The sequence below is a fragment of the Agreia sp. Leaf335 genome (genome assembly GCF_001423605.1).
GTDB lineage: Bacteria > Actinomycetota > Actinomycetes > Actinomycetales > Microbacteriaceae > Agreia.
The window spans coordinates 598,380-612,006 of record NZ_LMOQ01000002.1; the positions used below are offsets into that span (position 1 = coordinate 598,380).

At 66.8% G+C, this 13,627-nt stretch carries 9 protein-coding genes and 1 pseudogene; 5 read left to right on the top strand and 5 right to left on the bottom strand.

Annotated elements, in window-relative coordinates; genetic code table 11:
- Positions 1-211: 211 nt before the first annotated feature.
- A pseudogene (locus tag ASF79_RS17695) lies at positions 212-841 on the top strand (TOMM precursor leader peptide-binding protein); the annotation flags it as partial.
- Here ASF79_RS17695 and ASF79_RS08895 read toward each other — a convergent pair.
- Both ASF79_RS08895 and nudC read right to left on the bottom strand, forming a co-directional pair.
- Entirely contained in the window at positions 807-2,534 is a 1,728-nt protein-coding gene (locus tag ASF79_RS08895) for an ATP-dependent helicase (protein WP_055854681.1), read from the bottom strand. The pseudogene ASF79_RS17695 and the gene ASF79_RS08895 overlap by 35 nt on opposite strands.
- A complete protein-coding gene (gene nudC, locus ASF79_RS08900; protein WP_055853859.1) occupies positions 2,531-3,493 on the bottom strand; it encodes an NAD(+) diphosphatase in 963 nt (320 codons plus the stop codon). Before nudC ends, ASF79_RS08895 begins: the two co-directional genes overlap by 4 nt.
- A gap of 60 nt (positions 3,494-3,553) precedes the next feature.
- On the opposite strand from nudC, the gene ASF79_RS08905 reads away from it, so the two are divergent.
- Entirely contained in the window at positions 3,554-4,603 is a 1,050-nt protein-coding gene (locus tag ASF79_RS08905) for a phosphotransferase (RefSeq protein WP_055853864.1), read from the top strand.
- Here ASF79_RS08905 and ASF79_RS08910 read toward each other — a convergent pair.
- Together ASF79_RS08910 and ASF79_RS08915 are read right to left on the bottom strand one after the other, a co-directional pair.
- Positions 4,600-7,872, bottom strand: a complete 3,273-nt coding sequence (locus tag ASF79_RS08910) for an ATP-dependent DNA helicase (protein WP_235500706.1) — start codon at positions 7,870-7,872, stop codon at positions 4,600-4,602. The genes ASF79_RS08905 and ASF79_RS08910 overlap by 4 nt on opposite strands.
- Positions 7,836-10,955 (bottom strand): ATP-dependent helicase, encoded by a 3,120-nt coding sequence (locus tag ASF79_RS08915; protein ID WP_235500707.1) that lies wholly within the window; start codon positions 10,953-10,955, stop codon positions 7,836-7,838. Before ASF79_RS08915 ends, ASF79_RS08910 begins: the two co-directional genes overlap by 37 nt.
- 170 nt (positions 10,956-11,125) lie before the next feature.
- On the opposite strand from ASF79_RS08915, the gene ASF79_RS08920 reads away from it, so the two are divergent.
- Genes ASF79_RS08920 through ASF79_RS08930 form a run of 3 tightly spaced genes read left to right on the top strand, consistent with a single transcriptional unit; the run spans position 11,126 to position 12,882 of the window.
- Positions 11,126-11,350, top strand: a complete 225-nt coding sequence (locus ASF79_RS08920) for a DUF3107 domain-containing protein (RefSeq protein WP_055853870.1) — start codon at positions 11,126-11,128, stop codon at positions 11,348-11,350.
- A gap of 4 nt (positions 11,351-11,354) precedes the next feature.
- Positions 11,355-11,657, top strand: a complete 303-nt coding sequence (locus tag ASF79_RS08925) for a hypothetical protein (RefSeq protein ID WP_055853874.1) — start codon at positions 11,355-11,357, stop codon at positions 11,655-11,657.
- Positions 11,658-11,661: 4 nt separating this feature from the next.
- A complete protein-coding gene (locus ASF79_RS08930; protein WP_055853877.1) occupies positions 11,662-12,882 on the top strand; it encodes a kynureninase in 1,221 nt (406 codons plus the stop codon).
- Here ASF79_RS08930 and ASF79_RS08935 read toward each other — a convergent pair.
- Positions 12,872-13,585, bottom strand: a complete 714-nt coding sequence (locus ASF79_RS08935) for a ferritin-like fold-containing protein (RefSeq protein ID WP_055780376.1) — start codon at positions 13,583-13,585, stop codon at positions 12,872-12,874. The two genes, ASF79_RS08930 and ASF79_RS08935, sit on opposite strands and share 11 nt — an antisense overlap.
- Between the last annotated feature and the right edge of the window lie 42 nt (positions 13,586-13,627).

Consider the following 13,627-nt stretch of genomic DNA (forward strand, 5'->3'; position numbering starts at 1 on the left):
CTGTGCATAACTTCGGCGGCGCGCGTCGTCGATCGGGCATCATCTGTGCATGGTTCTGCAGATAGATCCCCGTTATCCCGTCCTCTGGCGCACACCGTCTAGCTTGCAGATCGGAGCCGACCGGTCGATCGTGACCCTGCACGACGTCACGGTCGCCGAGGAGCACCTGGTCGCCGTGCTGCGCAAAGGCATCAGCCCGTCCGGCCTCGACATGGTCGGCGAGACCGTCGGCGCGACCCCCGAACACGTCGAAGACCTCCTGGCGCGAGTTCGTCCGGCACTGCGCGGTCGCGACGTATCGAGCCGCGGTCTCGAGGGCACGAACATCGTCGTCACCGGTTCTGCCGTCGGCGCGGCCGCCATCCGCTCGGTGCTCGCCGGTTTGGGCACCACCCTCGTCGACGACGGCGGCCCCGCCGACCTGGCCGTCATCGTGTCGACCTTCAGTACCGACCCTCGTCAGTCCGGCGCCTGGCTCCGTCGCGACATCCCCCATCTCGCCGTCGTGTTCGGTGATTCCGAAGTGCGCGTCGGTCCACTGGTCGAGCCGGGCTCTGGTCCCTGTCTGCACTGCGTCGAACGTGCCCACATCGACGACGATCCCCACTGGCCGGCCCTCGCCGGACAGCTTCTCGGACGACGTGCGTACACCGAGGACGCGCTGACGGTCTCGACGGTCACGCCCCTCGTAGCACGCGCCGTGCTCGACCGTCTCGCCACGGATACGCCCGGCGACAGGAGACTCCGGCTACGCTCACGCGCCAGCATCGTCGACGGAAAGACGGGCGACTTCGGCGAGAAGTCGTTCAGTCCTCACGCCGAGTGCGCGTGCCAGGGAGTGCCTCCTGCAGAAAGCGAGACGGTTGTCTCTGCTGAGAGCGGCCCATCCCCGACTCCGAGTACGACAGCTCCAGCCGACGGCGTGCGCGGGTGAGCCCTACGTAGAGCAGCCTCCGCTCCTCGTCGATCTGGTCGAACGTCGTGGCGTAGCTGATCGGGACAAGCCCCTCCGACAACCCGGCCAGAAAGACGACAGGCCACTCGAGGCCCTTGGCAGAATGCAGGGTGGCGAGCGTGACCGCCTGGATGGTCGGCTCGTGACCCGATCCTTGGCGCTCCATCAATTCGTCGGTGAACTCTCGGAAGGTCGTGGAGTCTTTCTGGCCCTCCGCCAACGCCATCAATGCGTTCAGCGCTTCCCACTTGTCTCGAACGGCGCCGCGCGCCTCGGGCGCGTCCTGACTCCACCCGAGCGAGCGCAGAACGTCACTGACCGATTTGAACAGCGGTTCGCCGGAGATCGACACCGAGGCCGCACGCAGTGACATGACCGCCTGCTTGACCTCGGGGAGGTCGAAGAATCTCTTCGATCCTCGGATCTGATAGCTGACGCCGGCATCGGCCAGCGCGGTCTCGAGAGCAGCCGCCTGCACATTCACTCGGTACAAGACGGCGATATCTTCCGCCGGTGTCCCCTCGTCGATGAGCCGCGCGATTCTGGCCGCGATGCCCCTCGCCTCTGCGACATCGGATGCGTACGGGGTGATCTCGGGAGTCACTCCCTGTTCGCCGAGTGCGTGCAGCGACAACGCGCCCGAACGCCCCTTCATCAGTCGGTTCGCCACGTCGACGATCGCCGGCGTGCTGCGGTAATTCTGCTCCAGCCGCACCGTGGTGGCGTTGTCGTACTCCGCTGCGAACGAGAGGAGGTAGTCGCTCCGGGCACCCGCGAAGGAGTAGATGGTCTGGCTGGCGTCACCGACGACGCAGAGGTCGCTGCGCCCACCGACCCACAGTGACAGCAGATGATGCTGGAGCGGCGAGACGTCCTGGTATTCGTCGACGACGAAGAAGCGGTACTGCTCGTGCACCTGCATCGCGACGGCAGGCTCCTGCTCGATCATGCCGGCCGTCGCGAGCAGCACGTCCTCGAAGTCGAGCTGACGGCGTTCGTCTTTGATGTCTTCGTACTTCTGGTGCAGGGCGAGTACCTGATCGACCGTGAGCGAGCCCGGCAGCGAACGCGACGTGCGCAGCGCCAGTTCGTAGGCATCCAGGTCGAGACTCGACACCTTTCGCCATTCGATCTCAGCGGCGAGGTCGCGCAGGCTGGCGGTATCGACCTTCAGCCGCAGCGTCTCTGCCGCGTGACCGAGGAGGCGCGCCTTACCCTCGAGCACCCGGGGCGTATCGCCCCCGACGACGGTGGGCCAGAAGTAATTCAGTTGCGAGAGGGCCGCGGCGTGGAACGTCCGCGCCGAGACACCCCCGGCCCCGAGAGGCCGCAGCCGCGTTCGCAGTTCAGCGGCCGAGCGCGCGGTGAAGGTGAGCGCCATGACGCGATTGGGTGAGTAGACGCCTGTCGCGACTCCATACGCGATGCGGTGCGTGATCGCCCGCGTCTTGCCCGTTCCCGCACCGGCGAGGATGCACACCGGACCGATGAGAGCGCGAGCGGCGATCTGCTGGTCGTCGTCGAGGGCCGCCAGGATGCTCTCCGAGAGCTCGCCGTTAGTGAGGGTGCCGGCGCTCACCACGCGAGGGCCTCTTCGGGCAGCGGTCCCCCGTACCAGTGCTCGAGGATGGCATGGGCGATCGACGACGGACCGGGGAGGGCCACGCCCGTGGTCGGATCGGCGATTTCGGCCCGAGTGAACCAGCGGAGATCGAGAATCTCTTCGCCGTCGGGGCGTAGAGCTTCGTCTGCGAAGGCGGGATCGACATGGGCGTAGAACCCGACCATCAACGATGCGGGGAACGGCCACGGCTGCGACCCGAGGTACTGAGGGGTGAGGATGCGCACGCCCGACTCCTCGAAGACCTCACGCTGAGCCGCCGCCTCGAACGACTCCCCCGGCTCGACGAACCCGGCGAGCAGCGAATAGCGGTTCTGCTTCCACATCGCGTTGGAGCCGAGGAGGATCCTGTCTTGAGAGTCGACGATGCCCACGATGACGGCCGCGTCGGTGCGAGGGAAGAGCTCGACGCCCAGCTCTACGTCGCGGCGAACCCAGCCGCCCTTCTCGACGACCGTCTCCGCGCCGCTTCGAGGCGAGTGACTGTGTGACGCATGCCATCCGGCGATCGCCAGGGCCTCGACGAAGGCACCGGCATCGCGATCGCTCAACACGGTCGCCGCCTCCCGCAGATTCAGCCAGCGAGCCTCATCGGGCTCGAGTCTCTCGGCCTCGTCATCGTTCACGACGACGAGCACGATACGCGTTCCGACCGGTTCCGGAGACGTCGTCGACAGCGAGATTCCCAGATAGACCCGTAGCTCGATGTCCTGAATCCGATCGACGGGAAGAAGCGCCAGAGCGGGCCTGCTGCTGAAGTCGGCCGCGGCCAGAGCTCGCCCCCGCCACAGGGGCAGCAGGCGAGTCGTCGGATCCGCCCAGAGCTCCTCGAAGAGCTCGGGCCGCGCTCGCGACTCGTGGTCGCGATCGATTTCCTGCCGAGAGAGGGGCAGATGAGAAAGGAAGGTGGAAGTCATATGAACCAATCGTGCGTGGCGAACGCACCTCTGAGAAGATGCCAGCCCTACCCTGTTGGTATGGCCAGATCCCACTTCACTCTAGCCGCGCTCTCGACCGCGGCCGTTCCCGGGGCTGACATCGTCTCGACCAGGCCAATCGGCACAGGTACGGGCGGGCGTTACGACTCCGCCGTCGTCACCTTGCGCGACCGCAACGAACTCATCGTTCGAGTGCCGACGTCGCAAGATGCCGAGACCGAGCAGTCTCGCGACCTCGTCGCCCTCAACGCCCTCACGGCCGGATTCCGAGGCCGTCTTCCGTTCGATGTTCCTCAGGTCGAGGGCCAGACACCGGTGGCGAACACGCGCGCGATCGTCTACGGCTACATCACCGGCAACCCCGCCGTGTTGGCCGAACTCGACGCGGCCGATCCGGTGGCCGAGTCGATCGGGCGCGCCATCGCATCCATTCACTCTCTGCCGACATCGCTCGTCACCGACTCGGGACTTCCGGTGCAGACGGCGGCCGATGCGGCGCGTCTCGCCCGCATCACCAAAGACAGGGCAGCCGCCACCGGCTCAGTGCCCTCTGATCTGCTTGCACGCTGGTCGACGGCGCTCGAAGACAGCGCACTCTGGCAGTTCCAGCCGACCGTCGTGCACGGATCGCTCTCGCCCGAATCCTTTCTCATCGCCGGTGATGCGGTGACGGGAGTGCTGGGGTGGTCGCAGCTGCAGGTCGGAGACCCCGCGTCGGATCTGTTCTGGCTCAGCTCGGCCCCCAGCGAACAGTTGGCGACCCGCGTCTTCGGCGCCTACAACCTGGGCCGCAGCACGCCGGTCGACCGTCAGCTACGAAAGCGGGCGCGCCTGTACGCCGAGCTCGAGATCGCCAAGTGGCTGCTGCACGGCACCGAGAAGCACGACGAGACGATCATCTCCGATGCGAAGACGATGCTGGCGGGCCTATCTGTGAGCGTGGAATCGGACATGCTGAATCCTCTGTCTACCGACACCGGCCAGATCATGGCCGTCGAAGAAGTCGAGGAGATGTTGCGTCGCACACCACGCGCCGACGTGTCCTCTGCGCGCGACAGCACGCGGGTGAGTGGAATCTCGGAAGACTAGAACGGCCAGAGCTCGAGAAGCTGTTTCTCTGAGAACAGCTGCTCGGGTGCGATGACCGTGTCGTCTGCGACGAAGTAAAAGACCGCGTCGATCAAGTCAGGGTCGATGCCCTTCCACTTGGCGTAGGCCAGACGGTAGAGCGCGAGCTGCAGCTGCTTCACCTCGAGGTCTTCGGGCGTCGTCGGTGCTTTTCCCGTCTTCCAGTCGACCACTTGGTAACGCTCGCCCTCGGCGAAGATCGCGTCGATCTTGCAGACCACGACCTGGGTTCCGAGCACCAGATGGATCTCGATCTCGACCTCGAGCGGCTGTCTGTCGGCCCACGGTGACGCTTCGAACGTGGCCTTGAGGGCGTCGAGTTGCGACTGCTCGAGCGGAAGCTCGTCGGCTGCCTGGTCGCTTTCGCCTGCCACGACATCGATCAACTCCGCGCTACCCGCCATGCCGTAGCGACTCTCGACCCACGAATGGAAGCGCGTGCCCAGTCGTGTCTGCCGGAACGGCTTCTCGGGCATCGGGCGGCGAAGCGATCGCGCGACGGCGTGCGGATCGGTCACGTAGTCCTTGAACCGCGAGGCAGCGATTCGGTTGGGAACCGGTGCGTGACCCGCCTCCTCGACCTGTCGGTCACGTTCGGCCAGGAGCAGGTCGAGGTCGCGCTGCCACCGGCCGGCCGTGAGGGGCTGCGGGCTCTGGATGCGCTCGAGCACCGATTCGGCGGCCTGCTCGACGCGGCCACGTCGGGCGCCCAGGGGGTCGAGGGGCCATCGTGCAGTGAGGCCCTCGCCCTCGAGCGGGTTCTCTTCGTTCTCCGGATACTCCGGTACGTCATCGATCAGACCGGAGTGCGCGAGTTCGGTCAGAAAGGTCGACGCGCGGCGCGGCTTCGACTGCGTGGCCCAGAACGATCCGGTGAGCAGCAGCGAGTTGCGCGCGCGGGTGACTGCGACGTAGACGAGTCGTCGCTCCTCTGCCAGGTGTTTCGCCGCGAGCTGGGCCTGGAAGGTCTTCACCGCGCTGTCGAAGGCCTGTTGCGACGCAAGGCCGCGCCACTCGAGCGATGGCAGCGATGAGGCATCGCCCCTGAACTCGTAGGGCAGGACTCCGAAACGGAGCCACCCTTTTCCTTCTTTGCTCTGGGCTGGAATCTCATCGGCGACCAACCTGGGCACGGCCACGACGTCCCACTCCAGGCCCTTCGACCCGTGGATCGTCAACAGCTGCACGGTTCCCGGCTCCGGCTCATCGGTGCGAGGACTCAGGTCGTCTCGCTTCTCTGCCCTGTCGAGCCAGGCGAGGAAGCTGCCGAGGGTTCCCTCGTCGTCTCCGGCCAGGAACGAGGCGATCTCGTCGTGGAACGCATCGAGCGCTCCCCGGGAGCCGCCGCTCGCCGCGACCCGCTCGTTGGCGGCGAGTTCGACGTCGAGTAGCAGCTGCTGCTCGACGAAGCGCACGAAATCGATCAGAGGGAGATTCGCGCGGGCGCGGAATGTGGCCAGGGTGCGCCCAGCGTGTCGCAGACGTTCGAGCCCCTGTTCGGTGAAGCGCTCGAGTTGATGGTGCGTCGACGCATGCTCAATGACGAAATCGAGGGCGTCGACGATCGATGCCGAATCGTCGGGCGCCACCGATTCGCGCATGCTGCGTTTGACGTCGTCGGGCACGGCGCGGTGAAAGGAGTCTCGAGCGGCGAGCCAGCTCGCGACCTCGGTCAGGGCCCTGAGATCCCGCACTCCGATGTTCCATCGGGCACCGGAGAGAAGCCTGATCAACGACGAGCCCGCTGAAGGGTCGTGGGTTGCCCGGAGGGCGCTCACGACGTCGACCACCTCGGGCGAGCTCAAGAGTCCGCCAACACCGAGGATGTGGAACGGGATCCCCCGACGGTCGAGAGCGGCCGCGAAGAAGTCCATGTGGCTTCGAACCCGAAACAGCATCGCAGCGGACAGCGGCCGTTCTTTGTCGATGTCGTCAGACGACGCGTGCGATGCGAACTGCTGAGCGAGCCAGTCCGCGACCGCTTCGGCCTCGTCGTCGCGAGTCTCGAGGAAGCGGTACTCGACACTGCCCTCGGGTGCTTCGGGTCGCGGTCTCAGGCGATGCACGTCGACGGGAGCATCTCTGCGTAACGGCTCGACGAGGGTGTTCGCCGCGTCGAGCACCGAACGCGAGTTGCGCCAACTCGTCGACAGCGAGAAGGTCGGAACGGTACCGGAGCCGAAGTCGCGTCCGAACCATCCCAGGTTGCTGGCGCTGGCGCCTCTCCACCCGTAGATCGACTGATGCGGGTCGCCCACGGCCATGACGCCGTGGCCTCCGAAGAGTCTGGCGAGCAGACGTGTCTGCACAACGGACGTGTCTTGGTACTCATCGAGAAGCACCACGGAGAATCGCGAGCGATATTCGTCGACGATCTGCGGATTGCGCATGCAGATCTCGAGCGCCAGCGCCACCTGGTCGGAGAACTCGACGAGGCCCTTCGCCTGCTTCTGCCGAGCGTAGGATCTGGCGAGATCGACGAGCAGGGGAAGCGCGCTGACGGGCTCGATAGCGGCGCCTATCGACGCGTACGGAGTCGACTTCGCCTTGCCCTCTGTGTAGGGAAGGTCTGCCAGGTACGTGAATCTCTCGGCCAGCCCGGCCACGCCCGCGGCATCGACCACGTTCTCGCTCAACTCTGAGCTGAGCGAGAGCACCGCTTCGACGAGTTGATCGAGGCTCTTGCCGAGCGGCACGAGCCTCTCGTCGCCCTCCGCGAGCAGCACCCGTCGAGCGAGGCCCCATGCTGCGTTCTCTCCCAAGAGCACCGACTCCGGTTCGCGTCCGACGAGCAGCGCGTTGTCTCTGAAGATCGTGTTGCCGAACGAGTTGTAGGTCGACACCGTGGGCCGGTCGAAAAGGTCACGCGAGTCGGTGGCGCCGTCGAGCCCGCCCGCGGCCTGGGCGGCGGCGGCGGGGAGCAGCCCTGCCCTGCGCAACGAATCGATGTGCCCTGTTATGCGGGTGTTCAATTCGCCGGCTGCTTTGCGAGTGAAGGTGAGCCCGAGGACTTCGTTGACCTGAACCAGACCGTTCGCGAGCAACCAGACGACCCTGTTCGCCATCGTCGCCGTCTTGCCGCTCCCGGCGCCGGCGATGACGAGAGACGGGACGAGGGGCGCCTCGATCACCGCGCACTGCTCGTCGGTGGGCCGGGGCATGCCCAGGGCCTCGGCCAGTTCGACCGCGCCGATCATGCGCTCACCGCCCGGATCACGTGTATACGACACGCGCCATGCGACCACGGATCGAGGCAGTGAGATCCGATGCGAGCCTCGACGTGCGAGCCGGCCATGCCCGACGCATCGGCGATGATGCGTCGCCGAAACTCCTCGAGTTCGGAGGACGATCGGGGGGCCTGAGTATGGTCGACGAAGTTCTTACCCCGTGACGATTTCGACACGATGAGGAGTCGTGCCCCGCCCGAAATGGCATCGGCGGGCACTCCCTCGATCAGGCCCGCATCGAACGCGAGCTGATATGCCCCCAGTTGCGCGTTCTCGCCGATCTCCGAGGCGGAGTATGCGCGTTTGCCGGTCTTCAGATCGACGATCACCACTGATCCGTCGGGGTAGAGCTCGACCCGATCGATCGTGCCTCTGAGAACCGCCTGGTCGACCTCGAGTTCGAACTTCGATTCCGCGCCGAGGAGCGTGCCGCCCTGGCGGTCGAACTCGGCGAGATACGTCGACAGGCGGGAGACGAGCTGCCGGGCCTCTCGACGTTTGATCTCGCTGAGCCACGACGATTCGAAGTACAGTTCGCTCCATCGCGAGTCGACGAGATCGAACAGCGCCTCTTCGCTCGTGTCGGGGGCGTCCGACGTCGTGCTCGTCTCCATGGCCTCGTGAATCAACGTTCCAACCTGCGACGAGGTGTTCGACGATCCTCCCCCGAGATGATCGATCAGCCAGTTGAGCGGGCAGGTCTCGAAGGACTCCATGCGCGATGGCGAGACGGTGACCCGGGACTCCTCGTCGGACAGATCGACGAGCGGCTCCGATGAACTCGCCCCCGCGAGTCCGTACCACTCGGCCGGATGCGCACCGGGCACGGCCTCACGCGCGAGAGTGGCGAGTGCCGACACCGACTGCGAGTCACCTCGGGTGGCGACCGATCGTCGAAGAACCCCTACGAGGCCACGAAGAGACAACGGTGTGCGGGATATGGCACCGGGTACAGGTTCGGGAAGCAGCCGGAAGAGAGGTGACGGTGACGAATCGTCGTCGTCGACCGCGGTGACCAGCAGCTCGGCAGAGGCCCGGGAGATGGCCTGGGCGAACATACGGAGCTCGTCGTGGAGCACAGCCGTTCTCTGATCGAGCACAGCCGGAGCCTCGCCCCGCCTCGCCCCCTCGAGGGCATCGGCCCCGAGCAGGGTGCCCCGTATTCGCAGGTTGGGCCAGACGTTCTCCTGCACCCCCGCCACCACGACGAGGGCGAACTGCGTGCCGACGGCGCCGGCCGGTGACGTGACGGTGACCGCCCGAGCGGTAGCCGCCCTCGCCAGAGTGTCTTCGGGAACGTCGACGTCGAGCAGCTGCTCGAGGAACACGGTCGCCGGAGCCTCAGGCGACCGCTCGACGAACCTCTTGGCCGACGAGAAGAGTGCGACGACGGCGTCGAGTTCGTGCGACGTCTCGTCGGCGATGAGGCCGGTGCCGAGGGATTGCGCGCGCCAGGGCTCCGCGAGGCCGCTCGTCTCCCAGATCTGCCACAACAGCTCTTCGACGCTCGCTTCGGTGGAAGCGGCCTTGCGTGCACTGTCGATCATCGAGGCAAGGAGACGCGCCTTGCGACCCACTCGCGGCTCGATTCGAGCGAGGACCAGCGGCATCTGCAGAGCGTCGACCAGCAGCTCGGACCCGGTACGGTGCCCGCCGGCCTCGAACTCGAGTTGCCGAAGAGCGCGCTTCAGCCGCCGAAGGAGCACCGCATCGGAGGCCGCCAGCGGACTCAACAGAAGCGACTCGGCGAGGTCGCCCGTGAGCTCGCGGCGCCCGAGCGCGACTTCGAGAATGGAGGCGAAGGCGCGAACCACGGGTTCGTCTCTCAACGCAACACGGGCCCGGGACACGCGAGTCGGCACGTCGAAAGCGGCGAGCCCCCTCTCGAGAGGCGCGATCTGCGATCCGCTGCGAACGATCACCGCCATGTCGTCCCATGCGACGTTCTCGAACACGTGCGCCTCGCGAAGACGGCGCGCGATCACTCCGATCTCGTCGGACGGGCTCGTGGCGAGAACCGTGGAGACACCCGGTCGCACACGGGAGTGCGCGGCCTCGCCGGCCGCAACCGCTCGGCGCTGACTGCCCGCACGCGCGGTGCCGATTCGGCCGGTGACGTCGGCCACGAGCGACCGCAGCTGGGCACCGTGCCGATGCACCGTGTCGAGCACGATCGGCGGTTCGGTCGACACACCGAGATAGTCGCCCAGTCGAGCGAGGGTGTCGGGGTGCGCTCCGCGGAACGTGCCGGTGCTAATGTCGGGGTCTCCGAACGCCACGACGGCCACGCCCCGACGCGCGAACTCGCGGACCAGAGTGAGGGTGGCGAGGGTCGACTCCTGTGCGTCGTCGAGCACCAGGAGTCGCAGCCGCGCGAGCGATCCGACCGCCGCTTCGAGTTCGTCGGGCGCCGACTCTGCCGCCCGCAGCAGCACAGCTGCCTCTCGAGCGAGTTCGGCGGAATCGAAACTGCGGTCGCGATAACTGGTCTTGACCCGGTCGTACCCCTCGATGAACTGGGCGGCGGCCGCCCACTCCGGCCGGCCTGCAGACTCGGCGAGCGTCGCGAGCCGATCTGTGGATGTGCCCGTCTCGACGGCGCGCATCATGAGGTCGCGCAACTCGGTGCGGAACCCTCGAAGACGCCGAACATCCTCTGCGAGATGGTCAGGCCAGGCAGGGCCGGACGCGTCGGCGATGTCACCGTCGAGCAACTCGGAGATGATCTGGTCTTGTTCTGCGCCGGTCAGGAGAACGGGCGGCTCATCGCCGTGCACGGCCGCCATGCCGCGCATAATCTGGAAAGCTATCGAATTCGCCGTTCGAGCGAGCGGGCCGTTCGACGGCACCGCCATGCGAAGGGCGAGGCGATCTCTCAGGGCCGTCGCCGATGCACGCGTGGGGGTGATCACGAGAACCTCGTCGGGCGAGAATCCGCCGTCGTGCACGCGATGGCAGAGCAGCTCGACCAACGTCGTTGTCTTGCCTGTGCCCGGCGCGCCTATGACGGCGCAGCTGGCCGAGTCGCCGAGCGCCAGGACGCGCAACTGCGCGGGGTCGCTGGCGTAGGGCCGATCAAATTCCACGAGAGCAAAGCTAACGTGTGCCGCCGACACAGGTCGGCATCCCCGGCATCGAGCCTGTTCGCTATCGGCGAGTCGCCGGAGTCTCGGATCGGCGTGACGGCTCGCGATTCTGTCCTAATCTGGACGCATGGCCCCAGAGCGGGCCGCAGCACTTGTGAAAGGTAGCCCTGGTGGATATTCGAATCGGCATTGCCCACTCCCCCCGCGAGATCAGCTTCGAGTCGGGCCAGTCCCCGGCCGACATCGAGAAGGCCGTCGCCGAGGTTCTGAGCGGAGCCTCCAGCCACCTGTCGCTGACCGACGTCAAGGGCACCGTCTACCTCGTTCCGGCGACGACCCTCAGCTACGTCGAGATCGGCGCAGAAGAGGCACGACGAGTCGGTTTCGTCCTCTAGCCTCATGGAGCTGCTCTTCATCACGCTCGGCGGCGCCATTCTGGGCCTGATCGCGCGCTACAGCTTGCCGCGCCGCGAGAACCACGGAGTTGCGTTCATTCCGTCGATCGGCGCGGCGGTGGCGGCCGTCATCTGGGTCGCCCTCACCTGGGCAGGCCTGCCGTGGGACGGTGGCTGGATCTGGGTGATCAGTCTCGTCGTCACCGCCGCGGTGGTGACCATCGCGGATCGCGCGATCGGCAGCTCCCGCGAGCGTGCAGACATGGCTCGGTTCAACCTGCTCCGCACGCCGTCCGCCGCGAACTGATCCGATGGCATCCCTCGCCGAGGCCGAGCAGCTCGATGCACGCGACCCTCTGGCGGCGCGGCGCCACCTGTTCGTCGGCGCCGATGACGCGAGCATCGTCTCCTATCTCGACGGCAATTCCCTCGGCCGTCCTCTCCTGAGCAGCGCCGCGCGACTCGCGTCGTTCGCATCGGATGCCTGGGGCCAACGTCTGATCCGTGGCTGGGACGAAGAGTGGTTCGATCTGCCGCTCGCCGTCGGAGACCGGATCGGAACAGCGACCCTCGGAGCCGCTCCGGGCCAGGTCGCTGTGGGCGATTCGACCACCGTGCTCCTCTACAAGCTCATTCGCGCGGCTGTCGACGCGCGGCCCGGTCGCGCCGAGATCGTCGTCGATACCGACAACTTTCCGACAGACCGCTATCTCGTCGAGGGCATCGCCGCCGAGCGCGGCCTCTCTCTCAGATGGATCGAGTCCGACACGCGGGGCGGCGTCTCCCCCGCCGACCTCGAGGCCGTGGTGAGCTCCGACACCGCCCTGGTGCTCCTGTCGCAGGTCGCCTACCGATCGGGGTTCCTGGCCGATGTGCCCGCGCTCACGGCGCTCGCGCACGACGCCGGCGCGCTCGTGCTGTGGGATGTCTGCCATTCGGTTGCGAGCGTGCCCATCGAGCTTGACGCGTGGGGCGTCGACATCGCCGTCGGATGCACCTACAAGTATCTGAACGGTGGCCCGGGATCGCCTGCTTTCGTCTACGTTCGCCGCGACCTGCAGAGTGACCTGTCTCAGCCGATCCAGGGATGGATGGGGCACGCTGCGCCATTCGAGATGGGCCCCGGTTACTCCCCCGCGTCAGGCATGCGGCGGTTCCTTAGCGGCACGCCGTCGATCGTCGGCATGCAGGCCCTTCGTGACATGGTCGAGCTCATCGACGAGGTGGGGATGGCGGCGATCCGCGCGAAGTCGGAGACTCTGACCCGCTTCGCCATCGATGCCGTCGACGACTGGCCCGCATCCTGGGGCGTCGAGGTCGCGACCCCGCGCGAGGCAGAACGCCGGGGCAGTCACGTGACCATCGAGCATCCCGCATTCAAACAGATCACCGCCGAGCTGTGGCGCCGTGGCGTCATCCCCGATTTCCGCGCCCCTCAGGGAATGCGCCTGGGACTGTCTCCTCTGTCGACGAGTCACGTCGAGCTCTGGAACGGCCTCGAGGCCGTGCGAGAGCAACTCGTCAGGCTGTGAGCCCGAGCCCGTCCATGCGGCGGGTGTGTGCCGCGATGACCTCGGTGAACACCGGTTCGATGCGCTGCTCGTCGGAGTTGCGGTTGTCTGTGTGGTGGATGGCGGAGCGGGCGACGAGAAGAGTGTCTCCCACCACGCGGCGACCCCACATGGCAAGGTGCGATCCGAGCTTTGGATCGGTCGCGATGCCGTCTGCCACGATCGTGGCGATCGCGTGCCGGCCGGTCTCGGCGTCGAGGATCTGCACCATGCGCGGACCCGACCCGTTCTCGAGCCCGGCGGCGAGATGGATGAAGAAATCGTCGAGGATGCCGGCGCTCACGTAGAGGCTCGTGAGAGCCTCGAACCAGGTCGCCCCCGCGACGACCTCGCGATAGTCGTCGATCGCAGCGGCGAACGGCTGCATGATGACGGCCGGATCGGCGACGTGCCGACGGATCTCGGCGACCAGCCGTTCGTGCTTGTCGAGCGCCTGACCGGCGGCCGGGCCGAGAGACTCCTTGTGGGCGACGGTGGGCGCCTGCGTGACGATGCGCGAGAGCGACTCGAAGAGCGAGAGCTGGATGTAGGCGGCCTGGCCCAGGTACGGCAGCAGGGCCGGAGTGAGTTCGGCGAGATTGACGCGCGGCAGTGCCACGGCCTCGCCGCGCGGCTTCAGGCGGGGCACCTCGAGGCGCACCTTGGGCCGGCGAAACGTGAACACCCTCGTTAGCCTAGCGGCGCGCCGCACCCGCCAACGGACCCA